The 19,257-nt window shown below is 44.5% G+C and carries 20 protein-coding genes and 1 tRNA gene; 15 read left to right on the top strand and 6 right to left on the bottom strand.

Annotated elements, in window-relative coordinates:
- The first annotated feature begins 35 nt into the window (after positions 1–35).
- Both KE626_RS03885 and KE626_RS03880 read left to right on the top strand, forming a co-directional pair.
- Positions 36–710 carry an NADPH-dependent F420 reductase gene (locus KE626_RS03885; RefSeq protein ID WP_211971554.1) on the top strand — a complete coding sequence of 225 codons (675 nt, stop codon included), beginning with the start codon at positions 36–38 and terminating at the stop codon, positions 708–710.
- 124 nt (positions 711–834) lie between these two features.
- Entirely contained in the window at positions 835–1,227 is a 393-nt protein-coding gene (locus KE626_RS03880; RefSeq protein WP_211971553.1) for a YybH family protein, read from the top strand.
- A 213-nt stretch (positions 1,228–1,440) separates the two neighbouring features.
- On the opposite strand, the gene KE626_RS03875 is transcribed toward KE626_RS03880, so the two are convergent.
- Complete coding sequence (locus KE626_RS03875; protein ID WP_211971552.1) at positions 1,441–1,827, bottom strand: hypothetical protein; 387 nt, start codon at positions 1,825–1,827, stop codon at positions 1,441–1,443.
- Between the two features lie 158 nt (positions 1,828–1,985).
- On the opposite strand from KE626_RS03875, the gene KE626_RS03870 reads away from it, so the two are divergent.
- The 4 genes from KE626_RS03870 to KE626_RS03855 all read left to right on the top strand — a co-directional run bounded on the left by KE626_RS03870 (position 1,986) and on the right by KE626_RS03855 (position 4,563).
- Positions 1,986–2,675, top strand: a complete 690-nt coding sequence (locus KE626_RS03870) for a helix-turn-helix transcriptional regulator (protein ID WP_211971551.1) — start codon at positions 1,986–1,988, stop codon at positions 2,673–2,675.
- 214 nt (positions 2,676–2,889) lie between these two features.
- Positions 2,890–3,315, top strand: a complete 426-nt coding sequence (locus KE626_RS03865) for an ester cyclase (RefSeq protein ID WP_211971550.1) — start codon at positions 2,890–2,892, stop codon at positions 3,313–3,315.
- A 43-nt stretch (positions 3,316–3,358) separates the two neighbouring features.
- On the top strand, positions 3,359–3,889 hold the full coding sequence (locus KE626_RS03860) for a hypothetical protein (RefSeq protein ID WP_211971549.1): 531 nt from the start codon (positions 3,359–3,361) through the stop codon (positions 3,887–3,889).
- Complete coding sequence (locus tag KE626_RS03855; protein WP_211971548.1) at positions 3,886–4,563, top strand: class I SAM-dependent methyltransferase; 678 nt, start codon at positions 3,886–3,888, stop codon at positions 4,561–4,563. Before KE626_RS03860 ends, KE626_RS03855 begins: the two co-directional genes overlap by 4 nt.
- 106 nt (positions 4,564–4,669) lie before the next feature.
- On the opposite strand, the gene nadC is transcribed toward KE626_RS03855, so the two are convergent.
- The 3 genes from nadC to dnaA form a co-directional block, all read right to left on the bottom strand.
- Complete coding sequence (gene nadC / locus KE626_RS03850) at positions 4,670–5,509, bottom strand: carboxylating nicotinate-nucleotide diphosphorylase (protein WP_211971547.1); 840 nt, start codon at positions 5,507–5,509, stop codon at positions 4,670–4,672.
- A 109-nt stretch (positions 5,510–5,618) separates the two neighbouring features.
- Positions 5,619–5,707, bottom strand: a tRNA-Ser gene (locus KE626_RS03845).
- Positions 5,708–5,963: 256 nt separating this feature from the next.
- Positions 5,964–7,397 carry a chromosomal replication initiator protein DnaA gene (dnaA, locus tag KE626_RS03840; protein ID WP_079469646.1) on the bottom strand — a complete coding sequence of 478 codons (1,434 nt, stop codon included), beginning with the start codon at positions 7,395–7,397 and terminating at the stop codon, positions 5,964–5,966.
- Positions 7,398–7,949: 552 nt separating this feature from the next.
- Here dnaA and KE626_RS03835 point away from each other — a divergent pair.
- From KE626_RS03835 to KE626_RS03820, 4 genes are all read left to right on the top strand, one after another.
- Positions 7,950–8,336: a DUF3127 domain-containing protein gene (locus KE626_RS03835; protein WP_211971546.1), complete on the top strand. Its 387-nt coding sequence runs from the start codon at positions 7,950–7,952 to the stop codon at positions 8,334–8,336.
- Between the two features lie 244 nt (positions 8,337–8,580).
- On the top strand, positions 8,581–10,140 hold the full coding sequence (locus KE626_RS03830; protein WP_211971545.1) for an NAD(P)/FAD-dependent oxidoreductase: 1,560 nt from the start codon (positions 8,581–8,583) through the stop codon (positions 10,138–10,140).
- Between the two features lie 119 nt (positions 10,141–10,259).
- Positions 10,260–11,204 (top strand): ABC transporter ATP-binding protein, encoded by a 945-nt coding sequence (locus KE626_RS03825; protein ID WP_211971544.1) that lies wholly within the window; start codon positions 10,260–10,262, stop codon positions 11,202–11,204.
- Positions 11,205–11,220: 16 nt separating this feature from the next.
- Positions 11,221–12,531 (top strand): ABC transporter permease, encoded by a 1,311-nt coding sequence (locus tag KE626_RS03820; protein WP_211971543.1) that lies wholly within the window; start codon positions 11,221–11,223, stop codon positions 12,529–12,531.
- A 98-nt stretch (positions 12,532–12,629) separates the two neighbouring features.
- On the opposite strand, the gene KE626_RS03815 is transcribed toward KE626_RS03820, so the two are convergent.
- Both KE626_RS03815 and KE626_RS03810 read right to left on the bottom strand, forming a co-directional pair.
- On the bottom strand, positions 12,630–13,568 hold the full coding sequence (locus KE626_RS03815; RefSeq protein WP_211971542.1) for an NAD(P)H-dependent flavin oxidoreductase: 939 nt from the start codon (positions 13,566–13,568) through the stop codon (positions 12,630–12,632).
- A 111-nt stretch (positions 13,569–13,679) separates the two neighbouring features.
- Complete coding sequence (locus KE626_RS03810) at positions 13,680–14,672, bottom strand: sugar phosphate nucleotidyltransferase (RefSeq protein WP_211971541.1); 993 nt, start codon at positions 14,670–14,672, stop codon at positions 13,680–13,682.
- A gap of 214 nt (positions 14,673–14,886) precedes the next feature.
- On the opposite strand from KE626_RS03810, the gene KE626_RS03805 reads away from it, so the two are divergent.
- The 5 genes from KE626_RS03805 to KE626_RS03785 all read left to right on the top strand — a co-directional run bounded on the left by KE626_RS03805 (position 14,887) and on the right by KE626_RS03785 (position 19,127).
- Positions 14,887–16,164 (top strand): serine hydroxymethyltransferase, encoded by a 1,278-nt coding sequence (locus KE626_RS03805; protein ID WP_211971540.1) that lies wholly within the window; start codon positions 14,887–14,889, stop codon positions 16,162–16,164.
- A gap of 193 nt (positions 16,165–16,357) precedes the next feature.
- Positions 16,358–17,191, top strand: a complete 834-nt coding sequence (locus KE626_RS03800) for an ABC transporter ATP-binding protein (protein WP_211971539.1) — start codon at positions 16,358–16,360, stop codon at positions 17,189–17,191.
- 9 nt (positions 17,192–17,200) lie between these two features.
- Positions 17,201–18,016: a hypothetical protein gene (locus tag KE626_RS03795; protein WP_211971538.1), complete on the top strand. Its 816-nt coding sequence runs from the start codon at positions 17,201–17,203 to the stop codon at positions 18,014–18,016.
- A 12-nt stretch (positions 18,017–18,028) separates the two neighbouring features.
- On the top strand, positions 18,029–18,400 hold the full coding sequence (locus tag KE626_RS03790; protein ID WP_211971537.1) for a GntR family transcriptional regulator: 372 nt from the start codon (positions 18,029–18,031) through the stop codon (positions 18,398–18,400).
- 1 nt (position 18,401) lies between these two features.
- The gene (locus tag KE626_RS03785; RefSeq protein WP_211971536.1) at positions 18,402–19,127 is read left to right on the top strand and encodes a hypothetical protein; all 726 of its coding nucleotides are present in this window, start codon (positions 18,402–18,404) and stop codon (positions 19,125–19,127) included.
- The last annotated feature ends 130 nt before the right edge of the window (positions 19,128–19,257 follow it).

The raw sequence follows: 19,257 nt of genomic DNA, 5'->3' as shown, positions 1-19,257 counted from the left end.
CAATATCGACAAAACGATTCTTAAAATACAAAGTGATGAACACAACAAATCAAAAAGCAAAAGTAGCCATCATCGGCCTGGGAAACATTGGTAAAGCCATTGCTGCCAATCTTATAAAAGGTAACCACCCCGTTATTCTTGCTTCCAGGGAAATTGAAAAGGCAGAAAGTCTTGCCCGCGAATTAGGCAGTCTGGCAACCGCCGAAGAAATCTCCGATGCCATTCAACATGCGGAGGTAGTTATTCCTGCCATTTACTTTGATAAGATTGAAGCATTCCTGGTGCAATATGCAGCAGTGCTGAAGGGAAAAGTAATTATAGATGTTTCCAACCCAATTGCTCCTGATGGTAACGGAGGCTTTAAAAAAATTATTGACAAAGACGTTTCCGCCGGTCAAACCCTTTTAACATTAACGCCAAAGGATGCCAGCCTTGTAAAGGCTTTCGGAACATTAGGCGCAGCCACTTTGTCGGGAGCCGCATTTACGTCGCCTGAAAGGAAAGTGCTTTTCTATGCCTCAGACAATACCAACAGCAATAAACAGGTGGAGGAGCTAATTACCGACAGCGGTTTCACTCCCCTGCACATTGGTGGTATCAGCCAGTCTATCCGCATCGAAGTATTTGGTGACCTCCACGAATTTGGTGCGTTGGCTAAAACAGTAACGCTGGAAGAAGCCCAAAAGGCCATCCGTCAACATTCAAATTAAAACCAAGCTGATGATAAAGCTAATCACATTCGCAGTGCTGTTCTTTTCGCTGGCAGCCTGCAGTAACGGAACAAAAAATCAAACACACCATTCAAATATTGCTAACGCAAAAAATTCAACAGCAATGGAAAATCAAATAACACAAACCGGTATAGAAAAATCATTGAGCATCTATTTTGAGGCATTGAATAAATCCAGTGTTGAGCAGGCAGTGGGCCAATACACAGGAGATGGTGTTTTTATGCCCACCGGGCTGCCAACAGCCACCGGTACATCCGCGCTGACAACGGCTTACGGGAATGTTTTTAAGGCCATTCAACTCAATGTAGCTTTCAAAATAGAAGAAATCATTTCATTAGACAGCAGCGTTGCATTTGTTCGTACACAATCCAACGGAACCCAGTTAATACATGCTACCGGCCAGAAGACGGAAGAGTTAAACAGGGAATTTTTCCTGATGAAAAAAGATAATGGGGATTGGAAGATAGCGCGTTATATGTTTAACCAGCCACGATAACTATATGGCTGTTGTATCTCTTCTGCGTTGAAAACCCCATCGTATACTGAAAACAAGGAAGCCTGCAATTTTATGATTTGCAGGCTTTCTCGTCTCCTTCAGGCTTCCCGGAAATAGCAGCTGTATCTGCAGATCTTACAAATTCCATCTGTAATGCATAAAAGGAGCCAGCGTATCGCCGTGTGCCAGCATGACCGGCAGAGCAATCATCCATCACAGTGGTCTAAACCTTGTACCCGCTCTGGCAAAGAAATCCAGCACCGCCTGGTTAAATTCATTTTTCCGGGGAATTGTAAACACTATCTGGTCGTTTTTACTGCTCAAATTTTCAAAGACCGGTTCGCTGTAATCTACGAGAAAATCCAGGTGAACTTTATCGTCCGGAAGCTTAGATAAGTATGCCCCGGGGTAAATATATTTTCTGATAACAGCAAAATCCTCATATGCCCTGGCCCGATACCGGGTATCCGTTTTATAAAGTACAATACAAGCCCGGCTGATTGTTGATTTGTAAATTCCAATCAGCTCCTGGTTATCTCCATGTCCGTTAGTTGCCAGGAATGAACATACCATCATTACTGCAATAATTAACTTTTTCATATGCTGAATTTTTAGAAACCCCTTCGAGCAAAGTTCGGTAACCCGGAGGTAGGGAAATTGTACATTCCTGCTAAAACGGCCTTTGTTCCACCCGGGCTACCCTTGATAAAATTCATTTTTCGGGGTATCTTCATACAATCAGCATTTTCAGGCACAACATGGCAGTTACTTTCATTGATGACGGGATTGTTTCCTTCTCCAAAAAAAATTATAGCGCAGCAACGCATTCGCATTATGCCCTGGAACTGGCTTTTGCCACCTCGGGACTTCTGAATATATCCACCGGGGACCAGCATTATAAAAACATCCAGGCGGCCATTATATCGCCCAACACGCCGCACTCGTTTGACTGCTTACATGGTGAATCTTATATCTATTTTATTGACCCCACCACCACCACCGGTGAACATCTCATTAATTTGTATAATTTAGATAACAGGCCCATTGTTGTTTTGAATACAAAAGAAATCGACCTGTATAAAAACGGCGAGCAATTTTCATTACCGGGTTTTGACAAAAAAGACGACAAAAAAATAAGCGAATACACCAGCATGTGTGTAAAGCTGATACACGAGCATATTACCGAAGAAGATTGGAGCGTTGACCAACTTGCCCGGAAACTATTCGTTTCAGAAAGCAGGCTGGCACATATATTCAAACAAGACATGAATATATCCATTCGTCAATACATCCTTTGGAAAAAAATAGAAATAGCCGCAACAAAATCCCAAACGGGTTGCTCCCTTACAGAAAGCGCACTCTATGCCGGCTTTACAGATTCGTCGCACTTCATAAAAACCTTCAAAAAAATGTTTGGCGTTCGCCCGTCATTCGCAATGAAAAGTTAGCAGGATTATACAATTCTCCCATCTGTCACTTGTCTAACTTTGTGCCGGAACTAGTTTTCGAAAGCAAACCAGGAACAACGCTTTATGGAAACCACTCCCGCTCACGTAGTGATCCATTCATTCATTAAATGAATGCAGCAGCTATTACATGATACAGCATACTGTAGCCAGTGGGGAGAACAGGTCAATAATTCAATATAACAAACCATTTTTTATGATAACAAGTAATGTCATTGACAGCAAAACGCTCATCCAAAAACTCTACAAAGATGTTTTGGTAAACTGGAATATGTCCCTGGTAGAAGAGCTGCTTGCAGAAAACTTCATCTCGCACGATTGGCCCAAAGACACTCCTCCCGGCCCCCAATCTTTCAAAGGTTTTTATTCAAAAATAAAAGCAGCATTGCCAGATGCCCGGTACGAGCTGGACGATATCATTACCGAAAATGAAAAAGTTGTTGCCAGATGGCGTTTACTTGGAACGCATGAAGGCCCGTTCGGGGGAATAGCTCCCACCGGCAAATCCATTGTGCTAAACGGAATTGCCATTTACCGGGTAGCAAATGGCAAAGTGCAGGAACGTTGGGTTGTTACTGATTTACATGCCCTGCTTCAGCAAGCTGCCGGGTCAGTTCGATAAGCAACTAATACAAGAAAAACGTTTTACACTAAAAAAAACAATTATGATTTACAATCTCGTCCTATTCATCCATATAGCCGGGGTGTTACTCCTCTTCGCCGGCCTTGCTATAGAATGGATATGTATCTTAAAAATCAGCAACGCCATTACCGGAGAACAAATAAAAGAAGCGGTCCTTCTTTACTCCAAACTATTGATAGCCGGAATAGGCGCCGCAATGACACTTCTATCCGGTATATACATGGCTGCCACCGTTTGGGAGGGTACCAGCTGGGTTATCTCGGGCCTGGTAGGTTTCTTTCTTATAGCCCTGACAGGTGGGCTGTTTACTGAAAGAAAAATGAAAAGAGCAAAGAAAATGATAAAAAATGCAGACGAAAACCTCGCCGGATTTTTCGGGAATGCCAACAGGTTACTGCTTTCTATCCAGTTAAGAACTACCATTCTATTCGGAGTTGTATGCTTAATGACAGTAAAACCAGGCTCCCTAAGCTGCGCAATCATATTGCTGGCATCAGTTGCTATAGGACTTGTCCCATTTAAAAAAGCAAAAGCGCTAACCAGTAAAGCATGAATACAGTTAACCGCGATACAGTTATCGTAAAAAAAAAGGAGTTTATACCAGCATTAGGCTACAGTTGCCTGACGGACTGGTACGACCTGGCCATTAAACTGACCATGCCCGAGAAAAAGTTCAGGGGCAAGCTTATTGACGAGTTAAACCCGGGGGATGGGGAAACTATTTTAGAATTTGGTTTTGGTACGGGGCAAAACATCATTCTCGCACATCAACGTAACAATAAAGCTGCACTTACAGGAATTGATATTGACCCTAAAGTAAAAGCAATAGCAGCACATAAACTCAACAAACTCGGGTATAACATTGCACTTTGTCTATATGACGGTACAAGATTTCCGTATGCCAATAATACTTTCGACAAAGTGTTCAGCTCATTGGTTTTTCACCAACTTGACCGGGCAACAAAATTAGCTTGCATCAAGGAAATATTCAGGGTATTAAAACCTGGCGGGCAGGTGGTTATTGGAGATTGGGGAAAAGCAAAGAATAAAACCACCAGATTTTCCTTTTACCTGGTGCAAATGCTGGATGGATTTAAAACCACCAACGATAACGTCAATGGGCTACTGCCCGTGTTTATTGAACAATCAGGGTTTCAAAAAGTAACGGAAACAGGGTTTATCAATACCAAAATAGGTACCTATTCTTATTACAAAGCAATAAAATAACTCAGCATGCCACGGTATAAATTTCTACAACACTGGGTTATGGGCAGAAAACATCCGTACCAGGGTTAGTGACAGCGAGATAATAACAACAGCGATAATAGCTGCTCTATATTTTGTGTGCTTTTAAACTAAGGTCCATGCTCACAGCATGATTTGTGATAGCGCCGCATGAGACGTAATCGACACCGGTACGGGCATATGAAATAATGTTATCGAGATTGATACCGCCCGATGCCTCGGTCTCGTACTTACCGCCAATCAGCTCAATTGCTTTTTCCAATAGTTCCGGCGAGCAGTTATCGATCATGATGCGGTGTACATTGCCCACAGCAAGCACACGGCGCACATCATCGAGGTTACGGGTTTCGATCTCAATTTTCAGGTTGCTGTTGTTGGCAGCAAGGTACTCGTTGGTTTTCTGTATGGCCTGCTCTATGCCGCCACAAAAATCGATATGGTTGTCCTTCAGCATGATCATATCATACAAACCCATGCGAAGGTTGTAACCACCGCCGATGCGCACGGCCTGCTTTTCGTATTCCCGGAACAGTGGCGTGGTTTTGCGGGTATCGAGTATTTTGGTTTTGTAGCCTTTTATTTTATCGGCGTACTTATTGGTAAGCGTTGCGATACCGCTCATGCGCTGCATGCAGTTAAGCACCAGTCTTTCTGCTTTTAATATGGTATGCACGCTGGCTTCAACGGCAAACGCGGTTTCGCCATTATTTACAGCATCGCCATCTTTTTTATAGAGGGTGAATTTTGCATCTTCTTCCAGGTGATGGAAAATATCCTGCGCCAGCTGCATGCCTGCCAGTATGCCTTCTTCTTTTATTTTAAGTACCGCCTTACCTTTCGCATCAGTTGGTATAGATGCCAGTGTAGAGTAATCGCCACTGCCCACGTCTTCGAGCAATGCTGCGGCAATGAATTCCTGTGTTGTCAAACCCGCTGTATTTTAAGACGCAAAATTAAGTAAAAGTAGTAAGCGCAGATACCCCAAATAAAAAAGCCCCTGATAAATCAGGGGCTTTAAGCTCATTCGTCGAACTGAGCGGAGAGAGAGGGATTCGAACCCTCGATACAGTTTAACCCGTATGACGGTTTAGCAAACCGTTCCTTTCGGCCACTCAGGCATCTCTCCATTGTGTTTTATTTCCCGGAAGGGGCTGCAAAAATAAACAAAGTTTTATATTCTCCAAAAGCATTTTCACTTTTTTATAAAAAAAACTGAAAATAGCTGCCGGCCTATTATAATCACAGCAACCTGCTTATATACCAATACTTTCATAATATATAATAATTTCTTAATTCAATTAAATAGCCGGAATAAAAAAAGCCGTGCAGATGTTGCACGGCTTTTAAATAGGTTATCGGGGGTAAGAGGGTGAGGGCATGCCTTACATGGCAGCCAGTTGTACTTTCTGTTGTAATTCAATCACGCTGTCACGGAAGTTATTATCTGTATCCATCAGGTCTTTCACTGTTTGGCAACTATGAATCACGGTAGTGTGATCACGGCCGCCAAAATGTTCACCGATTGTTTTTAAAGAGTTTTTGGTAAATGATTTAGCAAGATACATAGTGATCTGCCTGGCCTGCACAATTTCGCGCTTACGCGTTTTCTGCAGCAACTTATCATAAGGCACATCAAAATATTCGCACACCATTTTTTGAATACTCTCTATCGTAATTTCTTTGGAAGAAGTTTTTACGAAAGATTTCAATACGCGCTTCGCCAGTTCCAGGTCTATTTCCTTGCGGTTCAGTGATGACTGTGCCAGCAGGGAAATCAATGCGCCTTCCAGCTCACGGACATTGGTCTGTATATTATAAGCAACATACTTTACCACTTCTTTCGGCATTTCCAGTCCATCGTTCCGCATCTTCATCTCCAGGATCTCCATCCTGGTTTCAAAGTCAGGGATCTGTATGTCGGCACTCAATCCCCAGCGAAAACGGCTCAACAACCTTTCCTGTACGCCATCCAGGTCTTTGGGCGCCTTATCAGACGTTAAGATCAGCTGTTTGCCGGACTGGTGTAAATGGTTGAAGATAGCAAAGAAGGCATCCTGTGTCTTCTCTGCACGGGCAAAGAATTGTATATCATCTACTATCAGCACATCTATCAACTGATAAAAGTGAATAAAGTCGTTGATGATATTATTCTTCGAGTGATCTATAAACTGGTTAATGAATTTCTCCGCACTTACATATAACACTGCTTTGTTGGGATGTATGCGTTTTACATCATTGCCCACAGCCTGGGCAAGATGCGTTTTTCCCAAGCCAACGCCGCCGTATATAACAAGAGGGTTAAAAGAGGTGCCACCGGGCTTCTCAGCCACCGTTTTACCTGCACGTCTTGCTACACGGTTACTGTCTCCTTCTACATACGCATCAAACGTATAATTTGGATTAAGCTGCGAGTCAATCTGTACCCTTTTAATGCCCGGGATAACAAAGGGATTCTTAACCGGGTTGTGGATCGTTAAAGGAAAATCTACTTCATTGTCTTTCTGAGGTTTTGTAAACTGCGTAGGCATGTTTACCGTTCTGGGATGCTGATGTGGCGTACCGTTCTCTACTACAATGCGATACTCCAACCGGGCTTCTTTACCTAATTCTCTTTTAATAGTTTTTCCTAACAATCCCACATAGTGCTCCTCAAGGTATTCATAAAAGAATTGGCTGGGGACCTGGATGGTTAAAACATTGTTTTCAAGTTTAATGGGTTTAATAGGTTCAAACCATGTCTTAAACGGCTGCCATTCTACTATATCCCTAATTATATTAAGACACTTTTCCCAAACTTGTTCGCAAGTTTTATTCATTGAGATAAAAAAAATTAGTTGTTTCTTAATTAAGGATGCTTAGTTCTCGAATTCGAAATTCCCCAACGCAGGATGTTGAAAAATTTTCAGACAGGATGACGAATATCTGTAGAAAATGTTGAAAAAAAAAATTTATCTACCCTTGTTTATATTCTCCTGATTACAGAGTAACAAAACTCCTCTTTCCACTACTGCCGTGGCTTTACAGCCCAGACGTGACAAGGTTTTCAATACTATAAACCCCATTGATTAACAGCACTTTTATCTTCCTCATTCTCCCTTTTATCATAAATATGGATATATAATTGATAAAATAATATTGTATCCTGTCTCTCAAAAAAAATCATTCACTGTTAAACGGCGAGATATTCACACTTTTTTGAGAGAGGGTGCAAAACTATGTTAGTATCTCCATTTAAAAAAATGTATTCAGGGGTACTTATTATGAAAGTATTTATTTATATCCGCGCGCACTGTATTAATAAAAAATATTTGCCCACACCAACGTGAATACCTTATCTTTGACCCTTCTGAATTTAAAATAATTTTTCTATGAGTTTTGAAATTACCGGAAAGCTGATTGTGAAGTACAACACGGTACAACGTAGCGAAACTTTTAAAACAAGAGAGTTCGTTATTGAGAAGTCCGATGACATTAACGGCCGTGTTATCAACAACTATATTAAGTTTCAGTCGGTGCAAGACCGCACTGGTATTGTTGACCGGTTTAACGAAGGCGAAAACGTTAAAGTTTATTTCAATATCAAAGGCACCAGATGGGAAAAAGATGGTAAAGTGAACTACATTACCAACCTGGATGCATGGCGCATGGAGTCTGTAATGGCAGCACCTGCTCCTGGCACAGATTCAATGCCTAACTACAATACTCCTCAGATGCCGGCAGGCGGAGGTGATGGTGGAGATGATCTGCCGTTCTAGCCTTTAGGCATTAGCTCTTAGCTTTTAGCAAAATGCAGCGAAGATGAAGCACCCGCTTCTGTCTTCGCTGCATTTTTTACTACAGCCGAACGGCTGATTTTTAACAGATAAACTCCCGACCGCTGATGATTGTTATAACTGCCAAAAGCCATTCAAACATGCACCAGACTAACAGCTAAAAGCTAAAAGCTAACAGCTATTCAATCATTCGCCCAACTAATAGCTAAAAGCTAACTGCTAAAAAATGAATCAACACCTATCGCTCAAATTACTCCCGGCCGACGCAGCCTCTTCTACACATATCATACAGCACGCCGCTGCTGCATTGAGTGTAAAGCCCGCTGAGGTTACCGGATTCAATCTGCTGAAACGCTCTATAGACGCCCGTTCCAGGCAGGTATACTTTGTGCTTACCCTGCAGGTATTTGTTAACGAACCTTTCGTGGTCCGTCAACATACCCATCCGGTGTATCCGTCTCTCCCAGCCAATGCCCCCAGGGTACTGATTGCAGGTGCAGGCCCCGCCGGTCTCTTCGCCGCATTGCGACTCATAGAATCAGGCATCAGGCCCGTTATACTCGAACGCGGCAAAGATGTACGCGCCAGACGACGCGACCTCGCCGCACTCAATAAAACAGGTATCGTAAACCCCGACTCCAACTACTGCTTCGGAGAAGGCGGCGCCGGTACCTATTCCGATGGTAAACTATATACCCGTTCCAACAAACGTGGCGATATTAACCGCATCCTCAACATCTTCGTACACTTTGGCGCAGAAGAGAAGATCATGATCGATGCACACCCCCATATCGGTACCAACAAACTCCCGCATATCATCACCGCTATGCGCGAACAAATCATCAACAGCGGCGGAGAAGTACACTTCGAACAAAAAGTCAGCGCCATACAGATCCGCGACGGCGCCGTTACCGGCGTGCAAACCGCCTCCGGGCAATTCTTCGAAGGAAAACAACTCATCCTCGCTACCGGCCACTCCGCCCGCGATATATTTATCATGCTCCACCAGCAAAATATTTTGCTGGAAGCAAAACCTTTTGCCCTCGGCGTTCGTATCGAACACCCGCAGGAACTGATCGACAGCGCACAATATCATTGCGATGTGCGCGGTGAATATCTTCCCCCCGCCAGTTACAGCCTCGTGGAACAGGTAGAGGGCCGCGGCGTATTCTCCTTCTGTATGTGCCCCGGCGGCATTATCGCGCCCGCTGCTACAGATCCCGGCGAGCTGGTGGTAAACGGATGGTCCCCCTCCAAACGCAATAACCCCTTCGCCAACTCCGGTATGGTGGTTACGGTAGATGAATCCGACTTTACAGCCTTTGCCCACCACGGACCACTTGCAGCCATGTACTTTCAACAGGCCGTAGAGAAACAGGCTTATACCGCCGGCGGCGGCAACTTCGTAGCACCGGCACAAAGGATGACCGACTTCGTTAATAAAAAAGTGTCTGCCACCCTGCCGGAATGCTCCTATGTTCCGGGCCTGCACAGCACCGACCTGCGCTCGGTACTACCCAAAGTAGTACACCAGCGCCTCGCAGGCGCCTTTAAAGCTTTTGGCCGCAAAATGAAAGGTTATTATACCGAGCATGCGGTACTCGTAGCCACAGAATCCAGGACCTCTTCCCCTGTGCGCATTCCGCGTAACAACGATACGCTCGAACATCCGCAGGTAGCCGGCCTGTATCCCTGCGCGGAAGGCGCCGGCTATGCTGGTGGCATCGTATCGGCCGCTATGGACGGCGAACGCGTGGCAGCCATCATTGCAGCCAAACTGCAATAAACAGGTGAATTGCTCCCTCCGCAGCAACACCCCCGTGGTGTTGCTGCCGCCCATACCCATCTTAACCCGTACCCCGATATTATGATTAATTATTCCCGATTAATCACTAATTTTTCATCATGAACCTACTCGAAGTCAAACACCTGAAAAAACATTATCAAACCCATAAAGCAGTGGATGATGTTAGCTTTGATATACAACAGGGCAGCATATTCGGCTTACTCGGTCCCAACGGCGCCGGTAAAACAACCCTGTTACGCATGATCACCGGGATCTTTTACCCGGATGAAGGAACGATACTTTTTAACGGAAAAAAATTTGACCCGGAAAACGATGTGCACCACATCGGCTATATGCCCGAAGAAAGAGGCCTCTATAAAAAGATGATGGTAGGTGAACAAACCCTCTATCTCGCCCGCCTTAAAGGCCTCAGCAAAAAAGATGCAGTACAGAAAATCAAATACTGGTTCGATAAATTTGATATCAACACCTGGTACAACAAACGGGTAGATGAACTCAGCAAAGGCATGCAGCAGAAAGTACAGTTCATTTCTACCATCCTGCACCAGCCCAGGCTGCTGATCCTCGATGAACCCTTCTCAGGCCTGGATCCTATCAACTCCAACCTCATCAAACAGGAGATCTTTGACCTCAGCAAACAGGGCACCACTATCATCTTTTCTACCCATCGCATGGAACAGGTAGAAGAAATCTGCGATCACATCATGCTGATCAACAAAGGCCATAAAATACTGGATGGCAGCGTAAAACAAATACAGCAGGACTTTAAACAAGGCCTGTTCAAAATTGGACTTGGCACCATGCCTAATCCTGCGCAAATGGCCACCTGGCACTTTAATATTGTAGAAACACATGACAAGGCATTTACCGTGAAAATGAATGAAGACAGCAGCACCAACGATATCCTGCTGCATTTCATCCGCCAGGAAATACCAGTCACCTATTTCGAAGAAATTCTTCCTTCAATAAACGACGTATTTATCACCCAGGTACAGCAAACCGAAAGCCAAGCTAACAGCATCGCCGCTCTTCCGCTCACCTGACCATCACGATTACTTTATGGAAAAAATATGGCTCATCATAAAAAGAGAATTTTTCACCCGTGTCCGCAAAAAGTCGTTCCTGGTCACCACCTTGCTGGTACCTCTCGCCTTTGCTGCCATGATTATTGTGCCTATACTGATGGCCACCACCTCCAGCCAGCATAAACGCATTGCGGTGATCGATGACAGTGGCCTGTTCGAAAACAAATTCCCCGACTCTAAAGACGTGTACTTCAAATATCTCCGGAACCAGTCTGTCGACAGCCTGAAACTACACTACGAAGAGCAGGGCTATGAAGGCGTATTATACATCCCACAGTTTGACATCAGCCGCCCTTCCGGCTTCGAGTTTTACAGCAGCGGCCAGGCCAGCGTTACCATCGAAAGCAGCATCAACAGGGATATCAACGATATCATTGAAAAGAAGCGCATGGAACTGCAAGGCATCGATCAATCCAAAATGGACGACATCAGGTCCAACGTGGAAGTGACTTTTAAAAATGGTAAGGAGGAGAAAAAAGGCAACTCCTGGGTAGCTTACGGCATAGGTTACGCCAGCGGCTTTATTATCTACTTCATACTGCTGCTGTTTGGCACTTCCGTCATGCGCGGCGTAATGGAAGAAAAGGTTAGCCGTATCGCTGAAGTAATGATCTCCAGCGTGAAACCCTTTCAGCTGATGATGGGCAAAATCATCGGTATTGCGGCAGTAGGCCTGCTGCAGTTCTTTATCTGGGGAGTACTCGTGACCGCTATCTACTCACTGATACCACTATTCTTTTCGGCAGAAAGTATGCAGGCGGCCACACAGAGTGGCGCTATGGCGCAGGGCAACCATGCTGACCAGGTAGAAATGGTGCGCAGAATACGCGATGTGGTGGGCAGCATCCACTGGAGCCTGATTGTTCCCTGCTTCGTATTCTACTTCCTGGGTGGATACCTCTTCTACTCGTCGCTATATGCGGCTATTGGTAGCCTTGCTAACGAAGATGCCTCTGATATACAACAACTCACCATCCCGGTAACAGTACCCATCATCATTGGTATTATGATCATGATGAGAGCAGTACAGGACCCTGGCAGTCCACTGGCGGTATGGGGCAGTATCATTCCTTTCACCTCACCCATGGTGATGATGGCGCGACTTCCTTATGGCGTACCCGGCACCGTACCTTACTGGCAACTTGCCCTGTCGTTTATCTGCCTGATAGGCGGGTTTATGGGCACCACCTGGGCCGCCGGCAGAATATACCGTACCGGTATATTGATGTATGGAAAGAAAATTACGTTGAAAGAAGCATTGAAGTGGATAGGGAGGCAGCCGTAAGCTGATTAAGCTGTTAGCCATTAGCTGTTAGCTTTTAGCAAGCGGATAGAAATCATTATCTGCATTTTCTCCGCTTGCTAAAAGCTAACAGCTAATGGCTAAAAGCTTAACCGCTTTATCGTTTCTCTGAACTCAGTCCAGATCTCTTCCAGTACCACGGCCGCAGGCTTGATATCGTGTATCAATGCGCTTACCTGGCCAATTTCCAGCTCACCTTCCTCAAGGTTGCCTTCAAACATGCCGGCTTTAGCTCTCGCACGCCCCAGCAATGTTTTCAGGGCAGTTGCATCTGCGCCGTTATCTTCCGCTTCGCGGATGGCGTTATAAAAATTGTTTTTGATCAAACGTACGGGGGTCAGTTTCTTTAAACTCAGCATGGTATCACCTTCTTTTGCGTTTACCACGGCCTGTTTAAAGTTAATATGGGAAGATGCTTCAGGGGTTGCTACAAAACGGCTGCCTACCTGCACACCGGCCGCCCCCAGTGCAAAAGCTGCCGCCATGGCCTTTCCTGAACCGATACCCCCTGCGGCTATTACCGGCAATTTCACCTGTTCACACACGGCAGGAATCAATACCATTGTGGTGGTTTCCTCGCGGCCGTTATGACCACCTGCCTCAAAACCTTCGGCAACCACTGCGTCTACCCCGGCTGCTTCACTTTTCAACGCAAAGGTGGCACTGGAAACTACGTGTACTACTTTAACACCAGCCGCTTTCAATACCGGTGTCCATGTTTTGGGATTCCCGGCAGAAGTGAATACGATAGGAACCCTTTCTTCCAAAATAATATTAATCAGCTGATCTATATCCGGATACAACAAAGGTATATTTACGCCAAAGGGCTTATTGGTAGCCTGTTTACATTGCTGTATATGATAGCGTAATACATCAGGATACATACTGCCGGCGCCCAGCAAACCCAAACCACCGGCATTACTAACAGCACTGGCTAAACGCCAGCCACTTGCCCAGATCATACCAGCCTGGATAACAGGATATTGAATATTGAATAAGGAAGTGATACGGTTGTTCATGGAAGCGAATATACGATAAAGCGGAAAGCAGAAAGGAGAAAGCAAAAAGCTACTGTAGCGATTAAATATCCGCTTCAATAGCTTTTTGCTTTCCGCTTTATACTTTCCGCGCTACCCCAGATCTATTTCAGTATTGTCGCCGATGTTCAGGCTCTGGCTCAATCCGCGGATATTGGCATCGCTGCCTATCAGAGAGGATTTCAACACCACTTCATACAGGTTACTGAAGGAGCCGATAATAGAATCCTTTACAATAGAATAATTGATCACCGTATTGTCGCCAATGGCCACATTGGGACCAATAATGGAGTTTTTGATATTGCAGCCTTCCCCTATGCTTACCGGTGGTATGATGATCGTATTTTCATATGGTAATACCGGGTTGCTGGCGAGTTTATACTTTTTAAGCAGGATGGCATTTGTTTCCAGCAGCGTGTCTTTACGCCCACAGTCAAACCAGTTAGACACCTTAAAGGCGTTGAACTGCACCCCATGCTCGATCATACATTCCAGCGCGTCGGTGAGCTGGAACTCATCATGTGATTTTATTTTATTGTCGATATTGCTTTGCAGGCAATCAAACAATTGTTGGGTTTCTTTGATCTTGTAAAGTCCTACCAGGGCCAGGTTTGACTTGGGGATCTGTGGTTTTTCCACGACACGGGTTATTTTGCCCGTTTCATCCAGTTCTGCTACGCCAAAGTTCCGCGGGTCATCTACTTTCTTCAGGCCCAGCATGGAATAGGGAGAAGCAATCACTTCTTTAAAATCACATTCACAGATGGTATCACCCAATACGATCAGTATTTCATCATTGCCTACCACATCCCGGGTAAGCGACATGGCGTGCCCGGTACCTTCGCGGCTGTTCTGTTGTACAAAGTGACAGGTCAGCTGCGGATATTTCTTTTCCACATAATGCTGGATCTTTTCGCCCAGGTAGCCTACCACAAATACAAATTCTGTGATACCTGCATCCACCAGCTGATCAATAATGATACTAAGAATGGTTCTGCCGGCTAAAGGTATTAATGCTTTGGGCTGTGTATATGTATGTGGACGAAGCTTGGTGCCCGCCCCTGCCACTGGTATTATTGCCTTCATTTAGTGTTGTCGTTAGGATGAGCTATTGCTACTCGAATGCCGCGAAAATAGTACAAAAAAGCGGAAAGCGGAAGGCTTAAAGGATAATGCAAAAAGCTTTTTGCATAATGCTGATGCCTTCTGCTCAGGGAAATAGCTTTTTGCAGCAGGCTTTATGCTTTCTGCTTGCAATTGATCCGCCTTTCATTTATTTTTGCACCAAATTTAAGGCAACATGCAAAGAGACCAGCAAATATTTGATTTAATCGGCCAGGAATTGGAGCGTCAGCGCCATGGCATTGAGTTGATCGCATCTGAAAACTTTACCAGCTACCAGGTAATGCAGGCGATGGGACAAGTGATGACGAATAAATATGCCGAAGGCTATCCTGGCAAAAGATATTATGCAGGCTGCGAAATTGTAGACCAAAGCGAACAGCTGGCAATCGACAGGGCTAAACAAATATTTGGTGCTGCTTACGTAAACGTACAACCTCACTCCGGCGCACAGGCAAATGCTGCTGTAATGCTGGCGATCCTTCAGCCAGGTGATAAAATCCTCGGCCTGGACCTCAGCATGGGTGGTCACCTTACCCATGGTTCTGCAGTAAACTACTCCGGAAAGCTTTACCAACCTCATTTCTACGGTGTTAACAAAGAAACAGGCCTGGTAGAATATGATAAAATGGAAGAAATTGCCAACCGCGAAAAACCAAAACTGATTGTTTGCGGTGCATCTGCTTACAGCCGTGACTGGGATTACAAACGTATCCGCGAAATAGCTGACCAGGTAGGCGCCTTTGTAATGGCCGATATTGCACACCCTGCAGGTTTGATCGCCAAAGGTTTACTCAACTCTCCATTTGCACATTGCCATTTCGTTACCACTACCACCCACAAAACATTGCGTGGTCCACGTGGCGGTATGATCATGATGGGCGCCGATTTCGAAAATCCATTTGGTCTGAAAACACCAAAAGGCGAAACCCGCATGATGAGCTCCCTCATTGATACCGCTGTATTCCCTGGTATCCAGGGTGGCCCGCTCGAACACATCATTGCCGCCAAAGCAGTGTCTTTCTTCGAGATCCTGTCTGACGATTATACCGTATATGCCAACCAGATTCTGAAAAATGCACAGGCTATGGCGAAAAGCCTCGTTGGTAAAGGTTATGAAATCATTTCAGGCGGTACCGATAATCACCTGATGCTTATTGACCTCCGCAACAAAAATATCTCCGGTAAAAAAGCGGAACAAACACTGGTAAAAGCCGATATCACCGTGAACAAAAACATGGTGCCTTTCGATGATAAATCTGCGTTTGTTACCTCCGGTATCCGTGTAGGCGTTCCTGCCATCACTACCCGCGGTTTAACGGAAGGCCATATGGGCCAGATCGTTGACTGGATCGATCAACTGCTGATGGATGCTGATAACGAAGCATTGATCACCAAAGTAAGAGGCGAAGTAAATACCTTCATGCAGCAGTTTACCTTGTATCCTGAATTGTAGGAAGGGCAGAAAGCATAAGGCATAAAGCAAAAAAGCTATTGTCGCGAGTGATATACGCGACAATAGCTTTTTTGCTTTATGCCTTATGCTTTCTGCTGCTTAATCTATTCTCTCCCAAAAAAATTCTTTGAAATATTAAAATCTCAGCTATCTTTACAGTGTACTAGTTAAGTAGTACACTAAACCACACGATATGATTAACATCCAATCCCTGACATTCAGTTACCGGAAAAACAAGCCGTTGTTTGAAAATCTGCAACTAAGCCTGGAAGCTGGCCACATCTATGGTTTGCTCGGAAAAAACGGTGCGGGTAAATCCACCCTGCTGAAACAAATAGCAGGGCTGCTATTCCCGGATCAAGGCACCTGCGAAGTAATGGGCTACACTGCTGCCAAAAGGCAACCGGCCTTCCTCCGCGAGCTGTTCCTGGTACCGGAAGAATTCTACCTGCCTAAAGTAAGCGTTAAAAAGTATGTAAACCTCTACGCGCCATTCTATCCCAATTTCGATGAAGCCGCCTTTTCCAGGTACCTCAAAGAGTTTGAAATTCCCCGTGAACAGAAATTAACGGAAATGTCCTACGGACAAAAGAAAAAGGTGTTAATCAGTTTTGCACTCGCCACCAACACTAAAGTGCTGATCATGGATGAACCCACCAATGGGCTGGACATCCCCTCCAAGAGCCAGTTCCGTAAAGTGATTGCAGCGGCGGTAAGCGAAGAAAAATGTATCATCATTTCCACGCACCAGGTACGCGACCTCGACAACCTGATAGATAGTATTGTGATCATAGATGGTCATAAAATTATTTTCAGGGAAGATGTCCAAACGGTAACGGATAAACTCAGTTTTAAAACCGTGAGTCGCATGGAAGAAGTCACCGGCGTATTATTTGCCGACAGTAGCCTTCGGGGTCATACTATCATCACCAGGAATGCGGGCAACGAACAAAGCAAAATAGATATGGAGCTATTGTTTAATGCGGTATTGACCAATCACAAACCTATTCAGGAAATATTCAACTAATTATATCCCATGCAAGCAAATAACATTTTCAATTTCAGGCGCATGCAGTTATACCTGCAAAAGCACTTTGCGGATCAACTTCGATTTTACCTGATGGGGGCAGTCGCCACCTTCGGATTAGTTACCCTCATAGGCATACTCCTGGTACTTACCCACAACCACTTTGATAAAATAAGCGATATAGTTCCGTTCTACTATGTTGGATTGTTTGCCGGCGGCCTCCTGTTTACCAGCAGATCATTCAATGAATTGGCTCACAAGGAAAAAGGAGTAGATTTCCTGCTGCTACCGGCGTCCCAATTCGAAAAGTTCCTGACGCTGTTTCTCATCAGTACTATCGGCTTCTTCTTATTTTATCACATCAGTTTCTACCTGAGCGTTAACATCGTTGAAAAGGTGCAGATAGCGGTCAATGGCCTCCATGTCCAAAACGATTATAAATTTCTCAGTGATCCGGATGAAAAAGTATATGTCTACTACGTTTACTTTGTGCTGCAAGCCATCTTCCTATTTGGCGCCACCTGTTTCCATAAATATAGTTTCATCAAAACAGTCCTCTGTGTATTACTGTTCCTGTTTGGATTGTTTTTGATTAACAGTGTTATCGTCACTTTGTTATTTGGCTGGAAATCAGAAATATGGAAATCATCCATCCCATTTGTCATGGTACATAAAATGGAAGTAAGTGGCAGGCTTGTACATGGCGGTGGTTCTTATCTTATTCCACGCTGGCTGCTGGATGCCTATGCGTTTATACTCCGGTTTATATTTGCTCCTGTATTTTGGACATTGGCCTATTTCCGGTTGAAAGATCAGGAAATATAAAATTTTTGTGAGATGGAATTCAAAGAAACTCAAGCCATATACGTACAAATCGCGGACTACATCTGCGAACAGATATTGCTTCATAAATGGCAACCAGACGAGCGTATTCCTTCTGTAAGGGAACTCGCAGTATCACTGGAAGTAAATCCCAACACCGTGATGCGCACCTGCGAGCTGCTGCAGCAACAGGAAATTATTTTCAATAAAAGAGGAATCGGTTACTTCATCAGCCCCGATGCCGTCAAAAAAATCAGGCAGTTTAAAAAAGAGGCATTCATTAGTACTGAACTCCCCAGCTTCTTCCGCAGCTTGTATTTACTGGACCTGGGCCTCGATGAACTAAAACCTCATTACGAGAAATTCAAAAAATCTAATTTCAACTGATATGAAAACGAGTAAAAAATTAATGATCGGTTTTACTGGCATGCTCGTGTTTTTGATGCTATTTTCCGCCATCCTGCTGAGAGTGAACTATAGTAAAGGTATTACCAATATGGAGCAATACAATAAGCACGAGGCAGGCAGGCCTGATCCCAATTATAAAAAGGATACGCTTTCCCCATTTCGTGTCCTGGTTCTTACAAATGGTCAGGCAGATCTTGCCACCACTGAAACACACCCGGACGATAATGGTAACGCTGTTGTTTCGCAAAGTACCAACAATGTCAGCATCAATCACGGGGACGCGTATACGCTGGAACATTATAGTCGTGTAACAACAAGGCAATCCGGCGATACTTTATTTGTTAAGATGAATGAACGAGGAAACATTACGCTCACCTGCCCCTCGCTGAATACGATTCATAGCAGCTACTGCAATGCATCTGTGAATGAATTCAAGCAGCCTCGGTTGCAGATCATCGCCGGCCCTAAAGCAGGAACCGGCCTTTACAATTGCGAACTCACCTCCCTGGTTTATACCGGAGAGATGGAAAATAATTTCTTCCTGGGCGGTGAAAATAAGATGGATAGCATAAAAGTAACCATGGGAAAGAATGGGTCGCTCCGGTTTGATGATTTAGTATATAAGGTTGCAGATATCAGTGTGGATAGCTTAAAGGAGTTGGGAATGTATGGCCGGGCCACCAGTTGTATTAAACAAATTCACTAACAAACGCGAAATACGTTTAGCAATAATTTCTATCGATACACGGGCCTGTTTTTTAGCCGGCCCACATTAATAAAAAATAACAAGCTTTAAAAAAAAGTCCCGATTTTCATCGGGACCTTTTTTTATCATT

The sequence above is a fragment of the Chitinophaga hostae genome, assembly GCF_018224885.1.
Classification (GTDB): Bacteria; Bacteroidota; Bacteroidia; order Chitinophagales; family Chitinophagaceae; genus Chitinophaga; species Chitinophaga hostae.
Note: the sequence above shows the minus strand (reverse complement) of the source record. Positions and strands in the feature narration are given on the sequence as shown.